The organism is Enterobacter sp. 18A13 (assembly GCF_007035975.1).
Lineage (GTDB): Bacteria > Pseudomonadota > Gammaproteobacteria > Enterobacterales > Enterobacteriaceae > Enterobacter > Enterobacter vonholyi.
In genome coordinates, this window is sequence record NZ_AP019634.1 from 1,769,659 (window position 1) to 1,794,331 (window position 24,673).

Annotated in this window: 19 protein-coding genes; 7 read left to right on the plus strand and 12 right to left on the minus strand. The window is 56.6% G+C overall.

Features of this window, described 5'->3' with window-relative positions; translation table 11 throughout:
* Positions 1-44 precede the first annotated feature (44 nt).
* From ldtC to FOY93_RS08635, 3 genes are all read right to left on the minus strand, one after another.
* The gene (gene ldtC, locus FOY93_RS08625) at positions 45-1,010 is read right to left on the minus strand and encodes a L,D-transpeptidase LdtC (RefSeq protein ID WP_111965550.1); all 966 of its coding nucleotides are present in this window, start codon (positions 1,008-1,010) and stop codon (positions 45-47) included.
* A 146-nt stretch (positions 1,011-1,156) separates the two neighbouring features.
* Positions 1,157-4,603, minus strand: coding sequence for a transcription-repair coupling factor (mfd, locus tag FOY93_RS08630; protein WP_111965551.1), 3,447 nt, complete (start codon positions 4,601-4,603; stop codon positions 1,157-1,159).
* A 149-nt stretch (positions 4,604-4,752) separates the two neighbouring features.
* On the minus strand, positions 4,753-5,826 hold the full coding sequence (locus FOY93_RS08635; protein WP_143344938.1) for an acyltransferase family protein: 1,074 nt from the start codon (positions 5,824-5,826) through the stop codon (positions 4,753-4,755).
* 256 nt (positions 5,827-6,082) lie between these two features.
* Between FOY93_RS08635 and lolC the strand changes: the two genes are divergently transcribed.
* The 5 genes from lolC to cobB are packed head-to-tail and all read left to right on the plus strand — an operon-like array spanning position 6,083 to position 11,021.
* Positions 6,083-7,282, plus strand: a complete 1,200-nt coding sequence (lolC, locus tag FOY93_RS08640; protein WP_024908607.1) for a lipoprotein-releasing ABC transporter permease subunit LolC — start codon at positions 6,083-6,085, stop codon at positions 7,280-7,282.
* A complete protein-coding gene (gene lolD / locus FOY93_RS08645; RefSeq protein WP_008500772.1) occupies positions 7,275-7,976 on the plus strand; it encodes a lipoprotein-releasing ABC transporter ATP-binding protein LolD in 702 nt (233 codons plus the stop codon). Before lolC ends, lolD begins: the two co-directional genes overlap by 8 nt.
* Positions 7,976-9,220 carry a lipoprotein-releasing ABC transporter permease subunit LolE gene (gene lolE, locus FOY93_RS08650; RefSeq protein WP_111965554.1) on the plus strand — a complete coding sequence of 415 codons (1,245 nt, stop codon included), beginning with the start codon at positions 7,976-7,978 and terminating at the stop codon, positions 9,218-9,220. The genes lolD and lolE overlap by 1 nt, the downstream gene beginning before the upstream one ends.
* Before the next feature lie 53 nt (positions 9,221-9,273).
* Positions 9,274-10,185, plus strand: coding sequence for an N-acetylglucosamine kinase (gene nagK / locus FOY93_RS08655; RefSeq protein WP_143344939.1), 912 nt, complete (start codon positions 9,274-9,276; stop codon positions 10,183-10,185).
* A 14-nt stretch (positions 10,186-10,199) separates the two neighbouring features.
* On the plus strand, positions 10,200-11,021 hold the full coding sequence (gene cobB / locus FOY93_RS08660) for a Sir2 family NAD+-dependent deacetylase (protein WP_021240739.1): 822 nt from the start codon (positions 10,200-10,202) through the stop codon (positions 11,019-11,021).
* A 45-nt stretch (positions 11,022-11,066) separates the two neighbouring features.
* Here cobB and FOY93_RS08665 read toward each other — a convergent pair whose 3' ends face one another.
* Positions 11,067-12,998 (minus strand): methyl-accepting chemotaxis protein, encoded by a 1,932-nt coding sequence (locus FOY93_RS08665; RefSeq protein ID WP_115874746.1) that lies wholly within the window; start codon positions 12,996-12,998, stop codon positions 11,067-11,069.
* A 237-nt stretch (positions 12,999-13,235) separates the two neighbouring features.
* Between FOY93_RS08665 and FOY93_RS08670 the strand changes: the two genes are divergently transcribed.
* Positions 13,236-14,465 (plus strand): EAL and HDOD domain-containing protein, encoded by a 1,230-nt coding sequence (locus tag FOY93_RS08670; protein ID WP_115874747.1) that lies wholly within the window; start codon positions 13,236-13,238, stop codon positions 14,463-14,465.
* Positions 14,466-14,511: 46 nt separating this feature from the next.
* Here FOY93_RS08670 and potD read toward each other — a convergent pair whose 3' ends face one another.
* From potD to potA, 4 genes are read right to left on the minus strand one after another with little or no spacing between them, the layout of a single operon-like run.
* Entirely contained in the window at positions 14,512-15,546 is a 1,035-nt protein-coding gene (gene potD / locus FOY93_RS08675) for a spermidine/putrescine ABC transporter substrate-binding protein PotD (protein WP_143344940.1), read from the minus strand.
* Complete coding sequence (gene potC / locus FOY93_RS08680; RefSeq protein WP_033145228.1) at positions 15,543-16,334, minus strand: spermidine/putrescine ABC transporter permease PotC; 792 nt, start codon at positions 16,332-16,334, stop codon at positions 15,543-15,545. Before potC ends, potD begins: the two co-directional genes overlap by 4 nt.
* On the minus strand, positions 16,331-17,188 hold the full coding sequence (gene potB / locus FOY93_RS08685; protein ID WP_143344941.1) for a spermidine/putrescine ABC transporter permease PotB: 858 nt from the start codon (positions 17,186-17,188) through the stop codon (positions 16,331-16,333). The genes potC and potB overlap by 4 nt, the downstream gene beginning before the upstream one ends.
* Positions 17,172-18,314: a spermidine/putrescine ABC transporter ATP-binding protein PotA gene (gene potA, locus FOY93_RS08690; RefSeq protein WP_172621931.1), complete on the minus strand. Its 1,143-nt coding sequence runs from the start codon at positions 18,312-18,314 to the stop codon at positions 17,172-17,174. The genes potB and potA overlap by 17 nt, the downstream gene beginning before the upstream one ends.
* Positions 18,315-18,551: 237 nt before the next feature.
* Here potA and pepT point away from each other — a divergent pair, with 237 nt between their 5' ends.
* Positions 18,552-19,775, plus strand: a complete 1,224-nt coding sequence (gene pepT / locus FOY93_RS08695; RefSeq protein WP_133294179.1) for a peptidase T — start codon at positions 18,552-18,554, stop codon at positions 19,773-19,775.
* Between the two features lie 41 nt (positions 19,776-19,816).
* Here pepT and FOY93_RS08700 read toward each other — a convergent pair whose 3' ends face one another.
* The 4 genes from FOY93_RS08700 to purB form a co-directional block, all read right to left on the minus strand.
* The gene (locus FOY93_RS08700; RefSeq protein WP_111965561.1) at positions 19,817-20,938 is read right to left on the minus strand and encodes a ribosomal protein uL16 3-hydroxylase; all 1,122 of its coding nucleotides are present in this window, start codon (positions 20,936-20,938) and stop codon (positions 19,817-19,819) included.
* A 92-nt stretch (positions 20,939-21,030) separates the two neighbouring features.
* Positions 21,031-22,494 (minus strand): two-component system sensor histidine kinase PhoQ, encoded by a 1,464-nt coding sequence (phoQ, locus tag FOY93_RS08705; RefSeq protein ID WP_133294180.1) that lies wholly within the window; start codon positions 22,492-22,494, stop codon positions 21,031-21,033.
* The gene (gene phoP, locus FOY93_RS08710) at positions 22,495-23,166 is read right to left on the minus strand and encodes a two-component system response regulator PhoP (protein WP_024908594.1); all 672 of its coding nucleotides are present in this window, start codon (positions 23,164-23,166) and stop codon (positions 22,495-22,497) included.
* 123 nt (positions 23,167-23,289) lie between these two features.
* Positions 23,290-24,660: an adenylosuccinate lyase gene (gene purB, locus FOY93_RS08715; RefSeq protein WP_008500757.1), complete on the minus strand. Its 1,371-nt coding sequence runs from the start codon at positions 24,658-24,660 to the stop codon at positions 23,290-23,292.
* Between the last annotated feature and the right edge of the window lie 13 nt (positions 24,661-24,673).

Below are 24,673 nucleotides of genomic sequence, written 5' to 3' on the forward strand. Positions count from 1 at the left end.
AATAGAAAACGCCCTGCTGAGCAGGGCGTTTTTTTATTTCTGATTTACATCGACTGCTGGGCAACATCGTGATGCCGGGTGACATCGGTCGGCATGCCTGAGCGGGCCTCCATTGCGCGCTCCATCACCTCGCTGTTGGTATTCGCATTCGTTTTGAAGCTTACCATCGCGGCATTCAGGTTAATGGGCAGCGTCTGCGGATCGTCGCCAATGTTTTTCGATAGCGGCTGATGAATTTCAACCAGCCGCACGCCGCCCGGCTCCTCAGAAACCTTAATCGGCGTATTGATAATATTCACTTTGGTACCCGGCGTAACGACGTTAAACAGCGTTTTGATATCGTCATCGCGCAGACGAATGCAGCCGGAGCTGACGCGCATGCCGATGCCAAAGTCCGCATTCGTTCCGTGCAGCAGGTAAACGCCGCCGTAGGCCGCCAGACGGATTGCGTGGTGACCCATCGGGTTATCCGGGCCTGCTGGCACCACGGCCGGAAGATCGATGCCCTGAGCTTTATAACGGGCACGAATATTGGCCGTCGGGGTCCAGGTTGGATTCGCGCGTTTATCCGAGACGGTGGTGACCATCGTCGGCGTCAGGGTGTCGCCGCCCAGCTGACCAATACCAATCGGGTAGACGGTCACCTCATTTTTACCCGGCGGATAATAGTACAGGCGTAGCTCCGCCAGGTTTATCACGATCCCCTCGCGCGGGGCGTCCGGAAGGATAGTCTGTAACGGGATTGTCAATACGCTGCCCGCGCGTGGGACGTACGGGTCGACGCCGGGGTTCGCCTGCAGCAGAGCCAGAAAACCGACATTATATTTTTTGGCAATGGCTTCCAGCGAACCGCCATTATTTTCAACCACATGAAAGCGGTTTTCCCCCACCACCTTGCTGCCGGGCGGAGGGAGGGGCCAGGTATTTGCGCGAGCGGGAAGCGCCACCGCGACGGTGGCTGCCAGCGCAATCAGGGTTAACCAGCGAGTAAAACGCGAAGAGGTCATCATCACCATAATCCATGCAAATGATAAGGTTATTGTTTTATAAGGCGTTACGATAATTATGGCGAATGGGTGTGTCGGGAAGATCGGGTGAAGTGCAAAGAGTTTGTAAATTGTCCCCCGTTAGCGCTGGGCTAACGGGGGAAGGGAGGTCAGGCGATCGCGTTCTCTTCCAGCTGGCGCATAAAGTTACGCACCCAGTCCATGCGGGTTTTGCGCTCCGTCAGCTCCTGGGTAAATTTCAGACGCGTTGGGCCATCCAGACGGAAATGCTGCGGCTGTTTTTGCAGCAGGCCGATCAGCCACATCGGGTTGACGTGGTTCTTCTCCGCGAACTCAATCACGCCGCCTTTTTCGTTGCCTTCGAGCTTACGAATGCCCAGCTTCTGCGCCTGCTGGCGCAGGCGCGCGATATCCAGCAGATTTCGCGCCGCATCGGGCAGCAGACCAAAGCGGTCGATCAGCTCAACCTTAATCTCTTCCAGCTCGTTTTCCGTCTTCGCACTGGCGATGCGCTTGTAGAACGACAGTCGGGTATTCACGTCCGGAATGAAATCGTCCGGCAGCAGGGAAGGCATACGCAACTCGACCTCGGTCTGCTGGCTGGTGAGATCTTCCAGCGACGGCTCGCGACCGGCCTTCAGGGCATCAACCGCGTTCTCAAGCAGCTCCATATAGAGCGAGAAGCCGATGGTCTCCATGGAGCCGCTCTGGTCCTCACCCAGCAGCTCGCCGGCGCCGCGGATCTCGAGATCGTGCGTGGCCAGCGCGAAGCCTGCGCCGAGGTCTTCCAGCGAGGCGATGGCTTCCAGACGCTTTTGCGCGTCGGTGGTCATCGCTTTCGGATGCGGCGTCAGCAGCCAGGCGTAAGCCTGATGGTGCGAACGCCCGACGCGGCCGCGCAGCTGGTGAAGCTGCGCCAGACCAAAGTGATCCGCGCGTTCAATAATGATGGTGTTCGCCGTCGGAATGTCGATCCCCGTTTCGATGATAGTGGTGCACACCAGCACGTTAAAGCGCTGGTGGTGGAAGTCGTTCATCACCCGTTCCAGCTCGCGCTCGCGCATCTGCCCGTGACCGATAGCAATGCGCGCTTCCGGCACCAGCTCCGCCAGCCTGTCGGCCGCTTTCTGGATGTTTTCCACGTCGTTGTACAGGTAATAGACCTGACCCCCGCGCAGGACTTCACGCAGTATTGCCTCACGCACCACCAGATTATCGTACTCGCGGACGAAGGTTTTTACCGCCAGACGGCGCGCCGGCGGCGTGGCAATAATCGACAGATCGCGCATGCCGCTCATCGCCATGTTCAGGGTTCTCGGGATCGGCGTTGCGGTCAGGGTCAGGATGTCGACGTCGGCGCGCATCGCTTTGATGCGCTCTTTATGGCGCACCCCGAAGCGGTGCTCTTCGTCGACGATCAGCAGCCCCAGATCTTTCCACTTCACGTCGCTTTGCAGCAGCTTGTGGGTGCCGATCAGAATATCGATTTTGCCTTCGCTTGCCTGTTCGAGGATCTGCGTCTGTTCTTTGGTGCTGCGAAAACGCGACAGCATCTCGATGCGTACCGGCCAGTTGGCGAAGCGGTCGCGGAAGTTGTCGAAGTGCTGCTGAGCGAGCAGGGTGGTCGGCACCAGCACCGCCACCTGCTTGTTGTTTTCCACCGCAAGGAAGGCGGCGCGCATCGCCACTTCGGTTTTACCGAAGCCGACGTCGCCGCACACTAAACGGTCCATTGCCAGCGGCTGGCACATATCGCTCAGCACGGCGTTAATAGCCTGAGCCTGATCCGGCGTGGTTTCAAACGGGAAGCTGTCGCAGAACAGCTGATACTGTTCCTTATCATGCTTAAAGGCGAATCCCTCTTTGGCCGCGCGCTGGGCGTAGATATCCAGCAGCTCGGCGGCCACGTCGCGCACTTTTTCCGCGGCCTTCTGGCGCGCGCGCGCCCAGGCGTCGCCGCCCAGCTTATGCAGCGGCGCGTTCTCTTCGGCACCGCCCGCGTAGCGGCTGATCAGATGCAGGGACGACACCGGAACATACAGTTTGGCGTCGTTCGCGTAGGTGAGCATCAGGTATTCACCTTTAATACCGCCCGCTTCCAGCGTGGTCATCCCCTGATAGCGTCCAACGCCATGCTCCAGGTGAACAATCGGCTGGCCCGGATGCAGCTCGGCCAGGTTACGGATCAGCGTGTCCGGGTTGATGGTTCGACGGCTGTCCTGACGGCGGCGCGCGACGCGCTCGCCCAGCAGGTCGCTTTCGCAAATCAGCGCCAGGTTGTTGAGCGTGTCGATAAAACCGTGCTCGGCGGCGCCAATCATCAGGTAACGGCCGTTTCCGGTCGCTTCGCTCAGGCGCAGGATGCGCTTCGGCGCCACCTTAATGCGTCCCAGCAGCTCACCCAAAGCTTCGCGGCGGCCTTCACTCTCAACGGAGAACACCACCGGGCCGGTAAAGGACTCCAGGAACTTGCGCAGATTATCCAGCGGGGATTTCTGCTGCGCCTGGACGGCCAGGTCCGGCAGCGTCCGGAAGGCGAGGTTGGTGTTGGCGGCCTTGTCGGCAAGCGAATCGGTTTTCAGCTGCATGCGCGGCCAGCGCTTCAGCTCGGCGTTGAGCTCGTCGGTACGCAGCCACAGCGCTTCCGGCGGCAGCAGCGGACGCATCGGGTCAACGCCCCGGTTTTCAAAGCGGGCGCGGGTTTCGCTTTCAAAGCGGCTGGCGCTGGCGTCGATATCGCCGGTGTTAACAATCAGCGTATTCGCTGGGAAGTAGCTGAACAGGGCAGGCAGCGGCTCGTTAAAGAATAGCGGCTGCCAGTATTCGATCCCGGCAGGCAGCGTGCCTTTGCTGACCTGCTGATAAATATGTTCCGCGTCGCGCTTCACCTCGAACCTATCGCGCCACTGGCTGCGGAACAGTTCGATAGCGGTTTTGTCCGTGGGGAACTCATGCGCGGGCAGTAAATTGATGGACTCCACTTCCTCCAGCGTGCGCTGCGTGTCGGCGTCAAAGACGCGCAGGCTGTCGATTTCATCATCAAAGAAGTCCAGACGATACGGCTGGTCGCTGCCCATCGGGTAAAGGTCGAGCAGCGCGCCGCGGGTCGCGTATTCCCCATGTTCCATGACCTGATCGACGTGGCGATAGCCGGCCCCGTCAAGCTGCGCCCGCAGGGCATCACGGGACAGGCGCTGGCCTTTTTTCATCACCAGCGCGTGGCCGTGCAGGTAGCTGTGCGGACAGACGCGCTGCATCAGGGTGTTCACCGGTACAATCAGCACGCCGCGCTGCATGGTCGGAAGCTGGTAGAGCGTCGACAGGCGCGAGGAGATGATCTCCTGGTGCGGAGAGAAGCTGTCGTACGGCAGCGTTTCCCAGTCGGCCAGGCTGAACACCAGATTATCGGTGAACTGGCGAATTTCATCGTGCAGGCGCAGGGCGTTTTGCATATCCGGGGCAACCAGGATCACCGGCCCTTGATGACGCTCGGCGATTTCCGCCACCAGCGTGGCGCACGCCGCGCCCGTGAGTTCACCCAGCTGGCGCTGGTCGCCCGCTTTGACAGGCAAGGAATAACGATAGTGTTCAGGCATGGCTATGTCAGAGTCTCTTATGGATATACCAACAGTATTGGGGCATATCACTGATACGCAATGTCTTTATTATCCTCGATCGTTTTGCATAAGCAAATCGCAACCGCACGGCAGGGCTAAACGCCCCCGAAACGGGGGCGGAGAGGGCATTAACGCGTTGAGGGGGACAGGGTCAGCGTAGACGGAGGAGAGAAGAAAACGTCGCCAAACAGCGCGGTGGAAATTTTACGCACCCCGAGCCCGGCCAGGGTACAGATCAGCAGGCTGGCAAACGGGTAGACCAGAATTAAGGTGAGTTCAGCCCAGACCGGCCAGTAAGCGGCATTCATCTCGCCAATCAGGAACAGGCTGAAGGCCTCAATTAAGATGCGGTGGGTGGTATAAATCGCAATGGTATTGGAGCCAATCACGTTCAACAGGTTGTCAGGGTGAACGGCATAGCGCTGCTCAAAGCTGTAGAATAGCTTCATAATCAGCACAATCGACAGCAATGAGAGCAGCAGCGGAACGTTAGCAAACCACAGCACCACGGAGACGGCGGCGAAAGCGACGGTTGCCAGCCAGAGGCGGCGCAGGCTGACGCTTTTCATCCACGCCATCAGCGTCGCGCCATACCACGCCCCGAGGCTGTAGTAGATCATGTTGCGGACCACGCTGTTCATTCCCCACCACGGTAGCGGCAGGAAGTTGATCGCGATGCTTGCCAGCGCCAGCAGTCCCAGCATCGGCAGCTTCCAGCGGCTCAGCAGTTTACACAGCGTGAAGTACACGACCAGGGCATACAGATACCACAGGCTGGTACTGGCAGTGAGCATGCCTTGCACAAATCCCGAGAGCGAGTCGGCGTAGGCCGCGTTCGACGAGGTGCCAAGCTCGCGATCGGGCGCCAGCCAGGCATTCAGGTGGGTCAGCGCCTGCCATTGCAGAATCCCCCACAGCGCCAGCACCCAGACAATGCTCCAGATTCGCTTGTCGAGACTGGTTCGCCAGTCCACTTCGTCAATATAACGACGGATCAGATAGCCGGAGATAAAGAAAAAGACCGGCATACGGAAGGGGGCAAGATAGAGATTAAAATAGACCCAGCATTTGGCGAGAAGGCCGGAGAGCGGGTGTTGCAGCCCGATCAGATGCGGATAAAACGTGATAACCGAATGATAGATAACCACCAGGCAGATACACAGCCCTTTTATCTGGTTAATCCATAATGCTTTTTGCTTCATTGTTCGCAACTACCTTATTGCCATAGACGAACGAGCAATTGTTGTTAAACGAAACCGTGCTGTAATGGGTAACAGTCTGTATCAGGAGGTTTTTCGGAAAAGGTGGAGGTTGCGAGGAGCGGTTTCAGATATTAGTATCCTGATTTATCTGAGTTTTTTGGAAAAATGATTACCAAAGCTTACGGTTTCAGTCATTTACGCTTAACGGATTCGCTTATATACTCGTGGGTCTGCTATCAGCAAACAGACGGACTTCATGTATCAACCTGTCGCACTCTTCATAGGCTTACGCTACATGCGTGGGCGCGCCGCGGACCGCTTCGGTCGCTTTGTCTCCTGGCTATCGACTATTGGCATTACGCTTGGCGTGATGGCTCTGGTGACGGTGCTTTCCGTCATGAATGGCTTTGAGCGCGAGCTGCAAAACAACATCCTGGGGCTGATGCCGCAGGCCGTACTCTCATCCACTAACGGCTCGGTTAACCCGCAGCAGCTGCCGGAAAGCGCGGCGAAGTTACAGGGCGTCACGCGCGTAGCGCCGTTGACCACCGGCGACGTGGTGCTGCAAAGCGCCCGCAGCGTGGCGGTCGGCGTGATGCTGGGTATCGACCCGGCGCAAAACGATCCGCTGACGCCGTATCTCGTTAACGTGAAGCAGACCGACCTGGAAGCCGGGAAATATAACGTGATTCTGGGCGAGCAGCTTGCCGGACAGCTTGGCGTTAACCGTGGCGATCAGCTGCGCGTAATGGTCCCTTCTGCCAGCCAGTTTACGCCGATGGGGCGCCTGCCAAGCCAGCGCCTGTTCAACGTGATTGGTACCTTTGCCGCCAACAGCGAAGTCGATGGCTACCAGATGCTGGTTAACATTCAGGACGCGTCACGCCTGATGCGCTACCCGGCAGGAAATATCACCGGCTGGCGCCTGTGGCTCGACGCGCCGCTGAAGGTCGATACTCTCAGCCAGCAAAAACTGCCGGACGGCACCAAATGGCAGGACTGGCGCGAGCGTAAAGGCGAGCTGTTCCAGGCTGTGCGGATGGAGAAAAACATGATGGGGCTGCTGCTGAGCCTGATCGTCGCCGTGGCGGCATTTAACATCATCACCTCGCTGGGTCTGATGGTGATGGAGAAGCAGGGCGAGGTTGCTATCCTGCAAACCCAGGGGCTCACGCCGCGCCAGATCATGGCGGTGTTTATGGTGCAGGGCGCCAGCGCCGGTATCATCGGCGCGCTGCTCGGGGCGGTGCTGGGTGCGCTGCTTGCCAGTCAGCTTAATAACTTAATGCCGATCATCGGCGCCCTGCTCGACGGCGCGGCGCTGCCGGTGGCTATCGAGCCGCTGCAGGTGGTCGGTATTGCGCTGGCCGCGATGGCCATTGCGCTGCTTTCTACGCTTTATCCTTCCTGGCGCGCCGCCGCCACTCAACCCGCTGAGGCTTTACGTTATGAATAAGATCCTGTTGCAATGCGACAACCTGTCCAAACGCTATCAGGAAGGCACTGTGCAAACCGACGTGCTGCACAATGTGAGCTTCAGCGTGGGCGAAGGCGAGATGATGGCGATTGTCGGCAGCTCCGGCTCGGGCAAAAGTACGTTGCTGCATCTGCTGGGCGGGCTGGATACGCCAACCAACGGCGACGTGATTTTCTCCGGCCAGCCGATGAGCAAAATGTCCTCGGCGGCGAAGGCCGAGCTGCGCAACCGCGAGCTGGGCTTTATCTACCAGTTCCACCATCTGCTGCCGGACTTCACGGCGCTGGAAAACGTCGCGATGCCGCTGCTGATTGGCAAAAAGAAACCGGCAGAGATTAACGCTCGCGCCAGCGACATGCTGAAGGCGGTAGGGCTGGGTCATCGCGGTAACCACCGTCCGTCGGAGCTCTCCGGCGGCGAGCGCCAGCGCGTGGCGATTGCCCGTGCGCTGGTCAACAACCCGCGTCTGGTACTGGCGGATGAGCCCACCGGGAACCTGGACGCCCGTAATGCGGACAGTATTTTCCAGCTTCTGGGCGAGCTGAACGCCTCGCAGGGCACCGCGTTTCTGGTCGTAACCCACGATCTGCAGCTGGCAAAACGCATGGGACGTCAGCTTGAGATGCGCGACGGCCATCTGAACGCGGAACTGACCCTGATGGGAGCAGAGTAATGGCGTCACCGTTATCGTTACTCATCGGTTTACGTTTTAGCCGCGGCCGCCGTCGCGGCGGCATGGTGTCGCTGATCTCCGTTATCTCGACCATCGGTATTGCGCTGGGTGTGGCGGTGCTGATTGTGGGCTTAAGCGCCATGAACGGCTTCGAGCGTGAGCTGAATAACCGCATTCTGGCGGTGGTGCCGCACGGGGAGATCGAGCCGGTTAACCAGCCGTGGACGAACTGGAGCGATGCGCTCGCCAAAGTTGAAAAAGTGCCGGGCATCGCCGCGGCCGCGCCCTACATTAACTTTACCGGGCTGGTGGAAAGCGGGGTAAACCTGCGCGCCATTCAGGTGAAAGGGGTGAACCCGGCGCAGGAAGCGCGTCTCAGCGCGCTGCCAAACTATGTGCAGAACGGCGCGTGGGCCAACTTTAAGGCTGGCGAGCAGCAGATCATCATGGGTAAAGGCGTTGCCGATGCTCTGAAGGTGAAGCAGGGCGACTGGGTGTCAATCATGATCCCGAACGCCAGCACCGACCACAAACTGCAGCAGCCAAAACGCGTGCGCCTGCACGTTACCGGTATTCTTCAGCTGAGCGGTCAGCTTGACCACAGCTTTGCGATGGTGCCGATGGAGGATGCGCGGCAGTATCTCGACATGGGCGACAGCGTGACGGGCATTGCCATCAAGGTGAACGACGTCTTTAACGCCAACAAACTGGTGCGTGACGCGGGCAGCGTGACCAATAACTATGTCTACATCAAAAGCTGGATCGGTACTTACGGGTATATGTACCGTGATATCCAGATGATCCGCGCCATCATGTATCTGGCGATGGTGCTGGTGATTGGCGTGGCGTGCTTTAATATCGTTTCGACGCTGGTGATGGCGGTCAAGGACAAGAGCGGCGACATCGCCGTGCTGCGTACGCTGGGGGCGAAAGACGGTCTTATTCGCGCCATCTTCGTCTGGTACGGTTTGCTGGCAGGGCTGTTTGGCAGCCTGTGCGGCGTAGTGATTGGCGTGGTGGTTTCCCTGCAGCTGACGCCGATTATCAACGGGATTGAAAAGCTTATTGGCCACCAGTTCCTGTCGGGTGACATCTATTTTATTGACTTCCTGCCGTCTGAACTGCACTGGCTGGATGTTTTTTATGTGCTGCTTACAGCACTTTTACTGAGTCTGCTGGCAAGCTGGTATCCGGCGCGTCGCGCAAGCCGAATTGATCCGGCGAGGGTATTAAGTGGCCAGTAATTACGTCATGATCTAGCGGCTTTCGGGCCGCCAGGTTAAAAGAGGAATGCGTTATGTATTACGGATTTGATATTGGCGGCACCAAGATTGCGCTCGGCGTGTTTGATAAAAACCTCAAACTGCAGTGGGAAACCCGCGTTCCCACGCCGCGCGAAAGTTATGACGAATTTTTAACCGCCATTGCCGCGCTGGTGGCTCAGGCGGATGAACGCTTTGGGGTCAAAGGCAGCGTCGGCATTGGTATTCCGGGCATGCCCGAAACCGACGACGGCACGCTGTATGCGGCCAACGTGCCTGCCGCTAGCGGTAAACCGCTGCGCGCCGATCTCTCCGTGCTCCTTGAACGCGACGTGCGTTTAGACAACGATGCCAACTGCTTCGCGCTCTCTGAAGCCTGGGATGATGAATTCCGTCAATATTCTCTGGTGATGGGGCTGATCCTCGGTACCGGCGTCGGCGGAGGAATCGTCATCAACGGTAAGCCCATCACCGGCCGCAGCTACATTACCGGCGAGTATGGCCATATCCGCCTGCCGGTGGACGCGCTGGAAGTGGTGGGGCGTGATTTCCCGCTGACACGCTGCGGCTGTGGGCAGCACGGCTGTATTGAGAACTACCTGTCAGGCCGCGGGTTTGCATGGCTTTACGAACACTTCTATCATCAGAAACTTGAGGCCCCTCAAATCATTACCCTGTGGGAGCAAGGGGATGCGCAGGCGCGTGAGCACGTCGAGCGCTATCTGGATCTGCTGGCGGTGTGTCTGGGAAATATTCTCACCATCGTCGACCCGGACCTGCTGGTGATCGGGGGAGGGCTTTCAAACTTTACCGCGATTACGGAACGGTTGTCCGGGCGTTTGCCCCGACATTTATTGCCGGTTGCCCGCGTGCCGCGTATTGAATGCGCGCGACACGGGGACGCAGGAGGCATGCGCGGAGCCGCATTCCTTCATCTCACCGATTAGTTTACGAGGTTTCTATGCTGTCGCGTCGCCAGGGTCGACTCAGCCGTTTTCGCAAAAACAAACGCCGCTTGCGTGAGCGCTTGCGCCAGCGGATCTTTTTCAGAGACAGAATGATGCCAGAAGCGATGGATAAACCCAGAGTGGTGGTGCTGACCGGAGCGGGGATCTCGGCCGAGTCAGGAATTCGAACCTTCCGCGCGGCGGACGGACTGTGGGAAGAGCACCGCGTGGAGGATGTCGCCACGCCGGAAGGCTTTGCCCGCGACCCGGATCTCGTGCAGGCGTTTTACAACGCACGCCGTCGTCAGCTTCAGCAGCCTGACGTCGCGCCGAATGCGGCGCATCTGGCGCTGGCGAAGCTGGAAGAGGCGCTGGGCGATCGTTTTCTGCTGGTGACGCAGAATATCGACAACCTCCACGAACGGGCCGGTAACAAGAACATCATCCACATGCACGGCGAGCTGCTCAAGGTTCGCTGCGCCTGGAGCGGTCAGGTGCTGGACTGGAAAGAGGACGTGCTGCCAGAGGATAAGTGCCACTGCTGTCAGTTCCCGTCGCGCCTGCGTCCTCACGTGGTCTGGTTTGGCGAAATGCCGCTGGGAATGGATGAGATCTACAGCGCGCTGGCGATGGCAGACGTGTTTATCGCCATAGGAACATCCGGCCACGTTTACCCTGCGGCAGGGTTTGTCCACGAAGCGCGACTGCACGGTGCGCATACGGTAGAGCTCAACCTTGAGCCAAGCCAGGTGGGCAGCGAGTTTGAAGAGAAACACTATGGCCTGGCAAGCACGGTCGTCCCGGAGTTTGTCGATAAGCTGCTGAAAGGGCTGTAACGGCAATCGCCTGAAAAGGCACCCGCCCAGCGGGTGCCTTTTTATTTAAGAATGAAAGAACGCCAGCGTCTTCTCCAGCGATTTAGCCTGCTCGTCCAGCGAGAGCGCCGCAGCGGAGATCTGCTGAACCAGAGAGGCGTTCTGCTGGGTGGTGCTGTCCATCTGGTTAACGGCGGTACTGACCTGGCTTATCCCGCGGTTCTGCTCGTCCAGCGCCTGGACAATGTCGTTGATGACCAGATGTACGTGCGACACCGCCTCAATCACCTGTTTCATCATTACGCCGGTTTCATTGACCAGCTCAACGCCTTTGCTGACGCGGCCTGAGGACTCGGCAATCAGCTGGGAAATTTCTTTAGCCGCGTTAGCGCTTCGCTGGGCCAGGTTGCGCACTTCACCTGCGACCACTGCGAAACCGCGCCCCTGTTCGCCCGCGCGCGCCGCTTCAACGGCCGCATTCAGCGCCAGGATATTGGTCTGGAAGGCGATGCCGTCGACGATGCTGTTAATCTCACCGATCTTACGCGCGCTCTCGTCAATCTCTCCGATCACCATCACCACGTCGTTTACCAGCGTTTCGCCATGCCCGGCGAGGCTCGCGGCGCGATCGGTCAGCGTGGTCGCCTTGTGGGCGTTGTCGGCATTATTTTTAACCGTGACCGAAATCTCTTCCATGCTGGCTGCTGTTTCAACAATCGCCGCCGCCTGTTCTTCGGTACGTGAGGCGAGGTCAAGGTTGCCCGCCGAAATTTCGCTGGTGCCGCCGTGCACGGAGTGGCTGGCTTCGCTGATGTTGTCGACGATGCGCTTGAGCTGCGTCTGCATGGTGTGCAGGGCATAAAAAATGCTGTGGGTATCCCCGGAACGAACCGGGATGGTGTTGTTCAGCTCTCCCCGGGCAACGGCCAGGGCGATCCCGGCGGCCTCCGAAGGTTCCCCTCCAACCGGACGGTCAACCTTGCGGGTAAAGATCTGGGCCATCACCAGGCTGACCGCAACGATGCTTAACATCATCATGATGATGGCTTTCAGTAAAAATGCCCGCGCTTCGGCCATCACTTCGCTAACCGGAGTAATAATGGCCAGCTTCCACGGCGTCTGGCTGTTACCGACGGCGATGTCCTGCCAGGTGATGAACACCTCTTCCATCAGCAGCGGATCGTTTACCCGGGTGACGTCATGACCGGCAATCTGACCCGCGTATGGCTTGCCTGCCGCCTGTTTGTCCGGGCTGGACACCACGTTATTACCCGCTGAGAGGAGCAGGGCGTAGCCTGTGCCGTTCCACGGTTTAATCGCGCCGATCGTGGACTGCAGCGTGGCGAGGGAGAAGTCAGAGGTGACCGAACCCAGAAACTGTCCGTCACGCATGATGGGTGCGGCAATCGAGGTGAGCATCACGTCCACGCCGTTGTAGGGGTAAATATAGGGCTCGATGATCACATCTTTATGCCGCTGTTTCGGCAGCAAATAATAATCACCACTGCCGGGTGTTTCGATGTCAGTCAGCAGGTGTAATGCCGGTTTGCCGGTGGCATCGCGGTCGACGTAGCGGGCGTAGCGTCCGGCAGGATCTTCACCGCTCTGACCGGCAAAGGCGGCATCTTTATCGTCGAACGCGTTGGGCTCAAAGGCCATCGACATGGAGAGAAACTGTGGGTGAGCCGAGAGGTAGTGGATAAGCAGCTGGTTCAGGCTCTGGCGGTCGGATACGCCCGCCTCGCGCAGTGCCAGGGCGCTGTTGCCCATATCCCGGGCGGCAGTCAGGGCGGAATCCAGCTGTTTGCTGACCTGTAAAGCCTGTACCTCGGCTATCTGGCGGATATGTTTTTTGGCCAGCACCTCCTGCTGCGCCATCCACTGCCACATCATAAACCCGATCGTTGCCGTAAAGCCCACCGTCACGGTGAGGAAAATGGACAATAGCATCAACGTCTTGACTCTTATTTTTTGTTTTCGGACCATGGCGTCTTTCATTCTCATCTCCCGTAATGTTGTGCATGTCGGGCAGGCACACAGTACTTATCGGATATTTCATCCTCTTTCTGTAGAGCGCCGGATATATTTAATTTAAATTCCAGAATATTTAATCCCGTTAATTAGTGTGGATGCTTTTATTTTGTGCATTCAATCAAAATAGCGCTCGATAATGCTCGTTATCATCGTGTAGAAAGAGGATGCTAATAAATATTAAGTGGTAAAGGAGGATGGGATATGTACGGATTTATTGCGCGACAACCCATTTTTAACCCTGAGATGAAGACGGTGGCCTATGAGCTGCTCTTCAGAGACGGGATGACAAACCGTTTTCCGGATGTGTCGGCGGAATATGCCACCTCCAGAATGATATCCGATCAGTTTTTATGCGTGCCGTCCCAGCGCATCGCCGGGGCTCATACGTCGTTTATTAATTTCCCTTCGCGAATGGTCATAGACCGCAGTGGAGAAGCGCTGGATAAAGAGAGCGTGGTCATTGAGATCCTTGAAGATGCTGTGCCGGGAGCGGAACTGCTGCAGGCCGTCAGGGAGATGAATGCGCATGGTTATCAGTTTGCGCTTGATGATTTCACCCTTGCACCAGAATGGGATGCTTTTTTACCCTATATTTCAATACTGAAATTTGACGTCAGAAATTACACCTTAGCGCAAATTAAACAGTATCTGAAAACGCGTAAACATCTGACCGGTCATATTAAATATCTCGCTGAAAAAATTGAGACTAAAGAGGAATTCAACCAATACAGGGACGAAGGGTTTTCCCTTTTTCAGGGCTATTTTTTCTGCCGCCCGGAGGTCATTAAATATAAACGGCTGTCGCAAAATCAGCTGGCGATTTTTCGACTGCAAATGGAGGTCGGACGCAATAAGCCTGATTTTCGAATTATCGAGTCGTTGATAAAAACCGATCTCACGCTCTCTTATAAAATCATGCGCTATATGAAGCATACGGCGTTTAAGCATGTCGGCGCCTGTAATTTCAGCAAGTTAACCCTGAGCGAGGTGCTCAGGTATCTTGGCGAAAATCAGCTCCGACGGTTTGTTGCCGTCGTGGTCCTCGCCAGTGCGGGCAATGATACCGTCAGCGAGCTTTATCCGCTGAGCATGATGCGCGGCAAGTTCTGCGAGCTGATCGCAGAGACGATGAACGAACCGATTCTGGCTGAAAATGCGTTCATGTGCGGCCTGTTTTCTCTTCTGGATACCCTCCTTGAGCTGCCGATGGCAGAGTTGATGAAGCAAATTGCGGTCCCGCAGAGCGTGAGCAACGCGCTTTGTCATCAGGAAGGACGGTTAGCCGATATGATTAACCTTTGCCGTTACTATGAACAGCAGCAGTGGGACGAAGCGACCAGAGTACGTCAGAGGCTGGGGCTGTCGGATGAAGAAGTGGTTGAGGCGATGCGAAAGGCGACGATCTGGGCAGGAGAGAATGCGGTCAGTTAATCCTTCCTCACGCCGTACAGGCGGCGTGAGGAAGAACGCGATACCGTTACCGGCCCGCTTTTAACTTCTGGTAATACTCTTCGTAGAGGCGGCTGGCGTCGCCGACATCGTTCTGCCATTCGCCTTTGCTGATGGTTTCGACATCCGGATAGAGCGATTTATCGTTAGCCACGTCAGGCTTCAGCAGCTTGCGTGCGGCGAGGTTTGGCGTCGGGTAGCCAATCGTCTCGGCAACCTGTTTCGCCACGTCCGGGCGCAGCAGGAAGTTAATCAGCTTATGCGCCCCTTCAACGTTTTTCGCATTGGCCGGAATAGACAGGCTGTCCATCCAGAAAATCCCACCTTCTTTCGGCCAGACCACCTCAAGCGGCGTACCGGCCTGACGGGCAACATACGCGGAGCCGTTCCAGACCATCCCCAGATTCACTTCGCCTTCCATATACGGGTTTGCCGGGTTATCAGAGTTGAATGCCGCCACGTTAGGCATCAGCTTTTTCAGCTCGGCATACGCCGCTTCAATCTCTTTAGGATCCGTCGTATTGCCCGAGTAGCCCAGCTTGCGCAGTGCCACCTGGAACACTTCGCGTGCGTCGTCGGTCAACAGCAGGCTGCCCTTGTATTCCGGTTTCCACAGATCGGCCCAGCTTGTCACCGATTTCGGATCGACGGCCTCGCTGTTAACGCCAATCGCGGTTGCCCCCCAGATATACGGAATGGAGTAGTCGTTATTCGGGTCGAACGGCTTGTTGAGCATCTCAGGATCGAGGTTTGAAAAATGGGTAAGCTTCGTTTTGTCGATCTTCTGGATCATGCCCTCTTTGCGCATTTTGTCGACAAAGTAGGTGGAAGGAACCACCAGATCGTACGCGCCATCTTTGTAAGTTTTCAGCTTGGCGTACATGGTTTCATTCGACTCGTAGGTCGAGTAGATCACCTTGATGCCCGTCTCCTTTGTGAACTGTTCCAGCAGGCCCGGCGGCACGTACTCGGTCCAGTTGTAGAAGTAGAGCGTTTTGCTGTCATCAGCGTGCGCGGCACCCATGCCGAGCACCAGCGCCGCAGCGGCGAGCATTTTTTTCATTTCATTGTCCCCTGAGATTTTGTTTTATCACGAGCAATAACCTGGCTGGCGATCACCAGAACCAGCGAAAATACCAGCAGAATGGTCGCCAGCGCGTTCACCTCGGGTGAAACGCCGACTTTCACCATCGAATAGATTTTCAACGGCAGAATTTCATAGCTCGGCCCGGTCACGAAGGAGGAGACCACCACGTCATCCATCGACAGGGTAAAGCTCAGCAGCCATCCGGCCGCCACGGCGGGCATCGCCAGCGGCAGGATGATTTTGCGCAGGATTGTCATCTCGCTGGCGCCCAGATCTTTCGCCGCCTCTAGCATGCGCACGTCGAACCCTTTCAGGCGCGCAAAGACGGTCACCACCACAAACGGCAGGCAGAAGGTGATATGGGAAAACAGCAGCGACCAGAAGCCAAGCTGTACGCCCAGCAGCATAAACAGCACCAGCAGCGAAATCGCCATCACGATATCCGGCGACATCATCACCACAAACAGCATGCCGCTGACGAACGGTTTACCGCGAAAGCGGTAGCGGTAGAGCGCCACGGCGGTCAGAGAACCAATTAGCGTGGCAAAGGTGGCGGAGAAGATCGCCATCGTCAGCGAGTGCTGAGCGGCCTGCAGCAGGCTGTCGTTGTTCATCAGCAGGCTGTACCAGCTGGTGGTAAAGCCCTGCCAGTTAATCCCGAAGCGTGAGCTGTTAAACGAGTTCACGATCAAAATAACGATCGGGATATACAGGTAAGCGTAAATGGCGGTCATAAAACCGCCGCGAAGCAGTCGACCGATCATTCGAGTTCCACCTTCTTGTTCAGCAGCCGTGAAGCGCGCCAGTAGACCAGCAGCATCAGACCCATCACCACCGTCAGCGTGATGCTGGTGGCGGACCCGAACGGCCAGTCACGAATGTTCAGGAACTGACTCTTGATCACATTCCCAATCAGCAGGTTTTTCGCGCCACCCATCAGGTCAGAAACGTAGAACAGACCCATGGCCGGAAGCATTACCAGCAAACAGCCCGCGATAATGCCGGGCATGGTCAACGGGATGATAATGCGGGTAAAGGTCTGGAGCTTGTTGGCACCCAGATCTCTTGCCGCTTCCAGCAGCGGTTTATCCAGCTTCTCTATGCTGGAGTAGAGCGGCATCACCATAAACGGCAGCAGGATATAGACCAGGCCGATAATGACCGCGCTCGGGGTAAACATGATGCGGATCGGCGTATCAATCACCCCCAGCCACAGTAGAAACTCATTGAGGTAGCCTTTGGTGCTGAGGAAGATTTTCAGCCCGTAGATGCGGATTAACGAGTTGGTCCAGAATGGAACAATCAGTAAAAACAGCAGCAGGGGCCGCACCTTTTGCGGCAGGCCCGCGAGGAACCATGCGAAGGGATACCCGAGCACCAGGCAGGCAACGGTGGCAATTAGCGCCATATTGAGCGAGTGCAGCAGCACGTCAAAATAGAGCGGATCGAGCAGGCGCGCGTAGTTATCCAGCGTAAAGACCAGCGAAACGAAGTTTGCGTCGTCGCGGGTCAGGAAGCTGGTGGCGATGATCATCAGGTTGGGTAAAAAGACAAACAACACAAGCCAACCGACGATCGTGGCAATCACCACATTCTGGAACTTACTTGTGTTCTTCATCAGCCAGCACAACCTCCCAGCTTTCTACCCAGTTGACAACCATTTTCTGGTCGAGCGAGTGGTCGAAGTCAGGGTCGTCCTCGTTAAAGAACTCGCTGACCATCACCATTTTACCGTTCTCCAGCTCGACGACAGACTCCAGGGTCATCCCTTTGTAGTTGCGCTCGCGGATATAGCCGATTAACCCTTCGGCCTCGGTATTGCCGTGGATTTCATCGACGCGCAGATCTTCCGGGCGCAGCAGAACGTTGAGCTTTTGTCCCTTCTCGACGGGGAAATTCACCGTGATATTGCATTCGCGTCCTTCGACGCTGGCGAGCACGCGCTGGTCGTCCAGACGATCAATCACCGTGGCGTCAAAGATATTGATCTCGCCAATGAAGCTGGCGACAAACAGGTTCTTCGGCTCTTCGTAGATTTCGCGCGGCGTGCCGTCCTGCTCGATTTTGCCGTCGCGCATCACCACGATGCGGTCTGACATGGTCAGGGCTTCTTCCTGATCGTGGGTGACGAAGACAAAGGTAATGCCGAGCTTGCGCTGCAGGGCTTTGAGCTCGTTCTGCATCTGCTTGCGCAGCTTGTAATCCAGCGCGGAGAGGGATTCATCCAGCAGGAGCAGACGCGGCTTGTTAACCACGGCGCGGGCGATGGCCACGCGCTGCTGCTGGCCACCGGAAAGCTGATGGGGTTTACGCTGGGCAAACGTCTCAAGCTGTACCATGCGCAGGGCGTCGGTGACGCGCGGTTCGATCTCATGCGCCGGGGTTTTTTGCATCCGCAGGCCAAACGCCACGTTTTCAAAAACGGTCATGTGCGGGAACAGGGCATAGCTCTGAAAGACGGTATTAACGTGGCGATCTTCGGCAGGAACCCGGGTAATGTCCTGGTTCTCTAGATGGATATGGCCGTTATCGACGCTTTCCAGCCCGGCGATAAGGCGCAGTACGGTTGTTTTGCCGCAGCCGGAGGGGCCAAGCAGCGTCAGAAACTCACCGTCATTGATGGTGAGAGTGAGGTCGGAAATAACGTCTTTGCCATCAAAACTTTTACGAATTCGTTCCAGTTTCACCAGCGGTGAACGGGTTTGTGTATTCAATTTTTGCGCTGTCCCATATAGACGCCTCAGGCAGCAGACTGAAGCGGGGTTTGTGTGTAACCACCTTGGTGACTCGTAATGAGGGCGGACATTCTACGGCAATCCCCGGTAATCGCCAATCCTTGTCACTGATTCATAAGCTACATTTACTAACGCATAACGATATAAACGGAAAATATTCTCGTTTGCGGGATAAAAGTGACCTGACGCAATATTTGCGTTTTGATGCTTATTGATAATGTTGTCACAAAAAGTGAGGGTGACTGCATGGATAAATTACTTGAGCGTTTTTTACAGTACGTTTCGCTGGATACCCAATCTAAGCCGGGTGTTCGCCAGGTGCCGAGCACCGAAGGCCAGTGGAAGCTATTAAACCTGCTGAAAGAGCAGCTTGACGCCATGGGGCTTGTCAACGTCACGTTAAGCGAGAAAGGCACTGTGATGGGAACGCTGCCGGCGAATGTCCCGGGTGACATTCCGGCGATTGGCTTTATCTCCCATGTCGACACCTCTCCTGATTTTAGCGGTAAAAATGTGAACCCGCAGATTGTGGAAAATTACCGCGGCGGCGACATTGCGCTGGGCATTGGCGACGAAGTGCTCTCGCCCGTGATGTTCCCGGTGCTGCATCAGCTGCTGGGCCAGACGCTGATCACCACCGACGGGAAAACCCTGCTGGGGGCGGATGACAAAGCGGGGATCGCGGAAATCATGACGGCGCTGGCGGTGCTGAAGGGCAAAGATATTCCGCACGGCGACATCCGCGTGGCCTTTACGCCGGATGAAGAGGTCGGCAAGGGCGCGAAGCACTTCGACGTGGACGCCTTTAACGCCCAGTGGGCCTACACCGTCGACGGTGGCGGCGTCGGTGAGCTGGAATATGAAAACTTCAATGCCGCGTCCGTCACGATCAAAATTGTCGGCAACAACGTTCATCCCGGTTCGGCGAAAGGCGTCATGGTGAACGCGCTGTCGCTGGCGTCGCGAATTCATGCGGAAGTCCCGGCGGAAGAGAGCCCCGAACAGACCGAGGGGTATGAAGGTTTCTATCACCTGACCAGCATCAAAGGCACCGTGGACAGCGCGCAGATGCACTACATCATCCGCGATTTCGACCGTAAAGCCTTTGAGGCACGCAAGCGTAAGATGATGGAGATCGCCAAGAAGGTGGGTAAGGGCCTGCATCCCGATTGCTACATTGAGCTCATCATCGAAGACAGCTATTACAATATGCGCGAGAAGGTGATGGCGCATCCGCATATTCTCGATATCGCCCAGCAGGCGATGCGCGACTGCGATATTGAACCGACATTAAAACCGATTCGTGGCGGCACCGACGGCTCTCAGCTGTCATTCATGGGGCTACCGTGCCCGAACCTGTTTACCGGTGGCTACAACTACCATGGCAAGCATGAGTTTGTGACGCTGGAAGGAATGGAAAAAGCGGTGAAGGTGATAGTGCGGATAGCGGAGTTGACCGCTAAGCGGTAAGAAAAGCCCGGTGGCGAAGCGCCACCGGGCATTAAGGCGACTCAGTCCTCAAAGAACCAGTACCCGCTGTTAACCAGCGCGGCAAGCATCGCGAGGAAAGACGGGTCTTCCAGCGCATCGCCAAAGGTATCGGCAGTCAGCACCAGATGGCTGGCAATGGATTCGAGCGCTGGACGGTGCGGAGAGTCCAGCTTCTCGCCGTTGACGAATACCTCCTCGCCAATGCGCAGCACGCGCAACCCGCCCAGACGTACCAGCTTGTCGCCCTGCTGGAGCGCATCATAAATCTCGTCAGCCTGATAAGGCGGCTCCGGTGGCGCAACGTCCAGCTCATGACGAGACTGGCTGATAAACTCGCCAAACCACTGACGGAAATGTTCCGGTTCGTTGATCAAATCCAGCATCATGCCGCGCAGCTTATCCAGCTCTGCGGGCAGGATATCGGCCGGATGCTCGCGTGCAGGCACATCGGGGTCGCTGTAACGATAGCTGCCCAGCTCGCGTTGCAGAACGTAGTCGGCAAATCCGCTGATCATCTCGCGGCCGCTTGGCGCGCGGAACCCCACGGAGTAGTTGAGGGAGTTTTCCAGGGAGTAACCCTCGTGAGGGAATCCAGGCGGAATGTAGAGAATATCGCCCGGCTCCAGCTCTTCGTCGATAATCCCTTCAAACGGATCAACCTGCAGCAGGTCCGGATGCGGGCAGTGCTGCTTCATCGGCACTTTTTCGCCCACGCGCCAGCGGCGGCGGCCCGTACCCTGAATGATGAATACGTCGTACTGGTCCAGATGCGGACCCACGCCGCCGCCAGGCACGGAGAAGGAGATCATCAGATCGTCCATGCGCCAGTCGGGCAGGGCGCGGAACGGACGCATTAAGGCGGCAGTCGGCTCGTGCCAGTGGTTGACCGCCTGCACCAGCAGCGACCAGTTGTTTTCACCGAGGTGATCGTAGCTTTCGAAAGGACCGTGGCTAACCTGCCATTTCCCGTCCTGGTGGCTGACCAGACGGCTGTCGACTTCGTTTTCCATGGCCAGACCTGCCAGCTCGTCAGGCGAGATAGGGTCGACAAAATTGCTGAATCCGCGTTTCAGAACCACCGGGCGTTTTTGCCAGTAACGTTCAATAAACTCGGGCCAGTTAAGCGTTAAGTGATAATCCATAATTTTTTTATTCCGCAGGCTCTTACTGACTCGGATTATAACGGAAGCTCAGCCCCCCGGCTGCGAGATCCTCGCATTTTTCACATAACGGGTTAACTATCGCTCAATGTGGGCTGCTGGCGACCAAAAATGACCTCCATTCTGGCGCCGCCCAGCAGGCTCTCGCTGGTTTCGATTTTCCCGTCGTACTGGTCGACAATCTCGCGCGCGACGGCTAATCCTACGCCCTGGCCAGGACGTAGCGTATCGGCGCGCTGACCGCGATCGAACACCACGTCACGCTTATTGCGCGGGATCCCCGGACCATCATCCTCAACGATAATATGCAGCTCGGTTTCCGTCTGGCGCGCAGATACTTCCACGAACTCCAGGCAGTATTTGCAGGCGTTATCCAGCAGGTTACCCATCACTTCCATGAAGTCATTTTTTTCACCCACAAAGCTTATCTCTGGCGAGATATCGAGGCTGATATTCACCCCTTTACGCTGATACACCTTGTTGAGGGCGGACGTGAGGTTATCCAGAAGCGGGGCAACCGGGTGCAGCTCGCGGCTCAGCAGCGCGCTGCCGGAACGCATGCTGGCGCGATGCAGGTAATAGCCAATTTGCTGTGAAATACGGCTGATCTGTTCCAGCATCACCGGCTCAGCATCGTCGACGCTCAGCTTCGAACTGCGCATTGAACGGAGGGTACTTTGCATGACCGCGAGCGGGGTTTTCAGGCTGTGGGTCAGGTCGGTAAGCGTCGTACGGTATTTATCATAGCGTTCGCGTTCGCTTTTCAGCAGGCGGTTGAGGTTTCGCACTAGGCTGGTGAGCTCGCGCGTGGTTTCCGGGTTCAGCTTCTCGCGATGATGTTCCTCCAGCTCGCGAACCTCTTTCGCCAGTGATTCAATGGGGCGCAAGCTCCACCATGCCGCCACCCACAGCAGCGGGATCACCAGCAGGAGATTCGCAGCCAGAACATAGATGAACCAGCTCCAGACCATATAAGAACGCTTCAGCTCGACCGGAATGGTGTCGATCACCACAATGGTCAGCTGCGGCATGTTTAGCGTCGCCGGATAGAGGTTAATCGCGACGGAGTGCGTCATCTCCGTTTCGGCATTGTCGGCGCGGATCTCGTTCAGCTTTTGCTGCAGGGAGCGATCTTCACGGATCAGCGAGCTGGTGGTGTTGAGATCGGCTTCAATTTCATGAAACCCGTTGGTTCTGAGCCAGTCCGGACGAATGCTTTTGACCAGCCATGGGATGTCACGCTGCGCCCACAGTAGCTTGCCCTTTTCGTCATAAATCAGGGCCAGCGTTGGACTCTGCTGGTTGAGGTTTTCCGGCATTTCGACGGTGATTTGATTGTTTTCCCACTTCGCCAGGGTATAAAAAAGATTGCTTTCGCCACGCAGCAGCCGAAAGGTGGTTTTATCAAAGCTGACGCTATAGCCCACCAGGGCGACCATGCCGTAGGAGAGTGACAGCACCAGCACGACGGCGGCCGTTGCCAGTAAGAAACGAACCCGCAGCGAGAGGGGCAGAATGTGGCGCAAAATCACTCTCATTTAGCGTAATTCGAACAGGTAGCCCTGACCACGGACGGTGGTGATCACATCCTGCGGATACTGCGCCTGAATTTTCTTGCGCAAACGGCCCATCAGCACGTCAATGGTATGGCTCTCGCGCAGTTCAGCATCAGGGTAAAGCTGGAGCATTAAGGAATCTTTGCTTACCACTTTGCCGTTGTTACGGATCAGCGTTTCCATAATGGTGTATTCGAAGGCGGTGAGCTTGATCACTTCATCATTGATGGATAATTCCCGGCGGGAGAGATCGACCTGGAAAGGCGGGATGGAGATAACCTGAGACGCCAGACCGCTGTTGCGGCGTAACAGCGCCTGCATGCGCGCCGCCACCTCTTCAATATGAAACGGCTTGGTGACGTAATCATCCGCACCCGCGCTCAGCACTTCGACCTTATCCTGCCAGCCTTCACGGGCGGTCAGAACCAGAACCGGTAGGGAGACATCATGGCTGCGCCAGCGGCGAATCAACGACAGACCGTCTTCGTCAGGCAGCCCTAAATCGACAATGGCGATATCCGGCAGGTGTTCATTGAGATAATAATCGGCTTCTTTTGCGTCTTCAGCATCGTCCACCTGATGTCCCATCTCCTGAAGCTGAACCTTCAGGTGATGACGTAGCAATGCGTTATCCTCAACAACCAGTACGCGCATCATCTCTTCTCCCTAAATAATTGGTATGAATAGTTTAACGCTGATTATGTTGTTTTGGGGATAAACATTGAGTAAACCGGGGAAAAGCATCCCCCTTTTCGGGCGAAAAGGGGGAGAGGGGCGTTACTTTAGCTCGTCAACCATGGTGATGGCGCGGCCAATGTAGTTCGCAGGGGTCATCGCCTTCAGGCGCGTTTTCTCTTCTTCCGGCAGCGCCAGACCGTCGATAAACTGCTTCATGCCTTCGGCGTCAACGCGTTTGCCGCGGGTCAGCTCTTTCAGCTTCTCATACGGTTTTTCGATACCGTAACGGCGCATCACGGTCTGGATTGGCTCCGCCAGAACTTCCCAGTTGTGATCCAGCTCGTCCAGCAGACGGTCACGGTTCACTTCCAGCTTGCTCACGCCTTTCAGGGTGGACTGATACGCGATCAGCGCATAGCCAATACCCACGCCCAGGTTACGCAGTACGGTGGAGTCGGTCAGGTCGCGCTGCCAGCGGGATACCGGCAGTTTGCTCGCCATATGCTGCAGCACGGCGTTCGCCAGGCCCAGGTTGCCTTCTGAGTTTTCGAAGTCGATAGGGTTTACTTTGTGCGGCATGGTGGAAGAGCCGATTTCACCGGCGATGGTTTTCTGCTTGAAGTGGTTCAGGGCGATGTAGCCCCACACGTCACGATCGAAGTCGATCAGGATGGTGTTGAAGCGCGCGATGCAGTCAAACAGTTCGGCGATATAGTCGTGCGGCTCAATCTGGGTGGTGTACGGGTTCCACTGAATGCCCAGAGAGGTCACGAACTCTTCGCTGAACTGGTGCCAGTCCACTTCCGGATAAGCGGCGATGTGGGCGTTATAGTTACCGACCGCGCCGTTGATTTTGCCGAGGATTTCAACCTGTTCCAACTGACGATACTGGCGTTCCATACGATACGCTACGTTGGCCATCTCTTTACCCATCGTGGACGGGGTGGCTGGCTGGCCGTGGGTACGGGAGAGCAGCGGAATGTCGCGGTATTCCACGGACAGCGCTTTCACCGCGTCGATGATTTTACGCCAGTAAGGCAGCACCACCTCTTTGCGCGCGGTGGAGAGCATAAGCGCATGGGACAGGTTGTTGATGTCTTCAGAGGTACAGGCGAAGTGGATGAACTCAGACACGGCGTGCAGCGCAGGAACGCTTTCCACTTTCTCTTTCAGGAAGTACTCAACCGCCTTCACGTCGTGGTTGGTAGTGCGTTCAATGGTTTTAATGCGCGCGGCGTCTTGTTCGCTAAACTCAGCAACGATTTTATCAAGGTAATCGTTTGCCTTTTCGTCAAAAGCAGGAACTTCCTTGATTGCTGCCTGGGCGGCCAGCTTTTGCAGCCAGCGTACTTCAACCTGAACACGGAACTTCAGCAAACCATATTCGCTGAAGATCCCGCGCAGCGCGCTGACTTTATCGCCGTAGCGTCCATCGACAGGGGATACGGCGGTCAGTGAGGATAATTCCATAATTCGCAACTCC

Bases quoted from the DNA above. Each gene is read 5' to 3' on its own strand.
- cobB (WP_021240739.1), top strand. From the start codon at position 10,200: ATGCTGTCGCGTCGCCAGGGTCGACTCAGCCGTTTTCGCAAAAACAAA.
- potC (WP_033145228.1), bottom strand. From the start codon at position 16,334: ATGATCGGTCGACTGCTTCGCGGCGGTTTTATGACCGCCATTTACGCT.
- lolD (WP_008500772.1), top strand. From the start codon at position 7,275: ATGAATAAGATCCTGTTGCAATGCGACAACCTGTCCAAACGCTATCAG.
- pepT (WP_133294179.1), top strand. From the start codon at position 18,552: ATGGATAAATTACTTGAGCGTTTTTTACAGTACGTTTCGCTGGATACC.
- phoP (WP_024908594.1), bottom strand. From the start codon at position 23,166: ATGCGCGTACTGGTTGTTGAGGATAACGCATTGCTACGTCATCACCTG.
- lolC (WP_024908607.1), top strand. From the start codon at position 6,083: ATGTATCAACCTGTCGCACTCTTCATAGGCTTACGCTACATGCGTGGG.
- nagK (WP_143344939.1), top strand. From the start codon at position 9,274: ATGTATTACGGATTTGATATTGGCGGCACCAAGATTGCGCTCGGCGTG.
- phoQ (WP_133294180.1), bottom strand. From the start codon at position 22,494: ATGAGAGTGATTTTGCGCCACATTCTGCCCCTCTCGCTGCGGGTTCGT.
- purB (WP_008500757.1), bottom strand. From the start codon at position 24,660: ATGGAATTATCCTCACTGACCGCCGTATCCCCTGTCGATGGACGCTAC.
- mfd (WP_111965551.1), bottom strand. From the start codon at position 4,603: ATGCCTGAACACTATCGTTATTCCTTGCCTGTCAAAGCGGGCGACCAG.
- FOY93_RS08700 (WP_111965561.1), bottom strand. From the start codon at position 20,938: ATGGATTATCACTTAACGCTTAACTGGCCCGAGTTTATTGAACGTTAC.
- FOY93_RS08635 (WP_143344938.1), bottom strand. From the start codon at position 5,826: ATGAAGCAAAAAGCATTATGGATTAACCAGATAAAAGGGCTGTGTATC.
- FOY93_RS08665 (WP_115874746.1), bottom strand. From the start codon at position 12,998: ATGAAAGACGCCATGGTCCGAAAACAAAAAATAAGAGTCAAGACGTTG.
- FOY93_RS08670 (WP_115874747.1), top strand. From the start codon at position 13,236: ATGTACGGATTTATTGCGCGACAACCCATTTTTAACCCTGAGATGAAG.
- ldtC (WP_111965550.1), bottom strand. From the start codon at position 1,010: ATGATGACCTCTTCGCGTTTTACTCGCTGGTTAACCCTGATTGCGCTG.
- lolE (WP_111965554.1), top strand. From the start codon at position 7,976: ATGGCGTCACCGTTATCGTTACTCATCGGTTTACGTTTTAGCCGCGGC.
- potD (WP_143344940.1), bottom strand. From the start codon at position 15,546: ATGAAAAAAATGCTCGCCGCTGCGGCGCTGGTGCTCGGCATGGGTGCC.
- potB (WP_143344941.1), bottom strand. From the start codon at position 17,188: ATGAAGAACACAAGTAAGTTCCAGAATGTGGTGATTGCCACGATCGTC.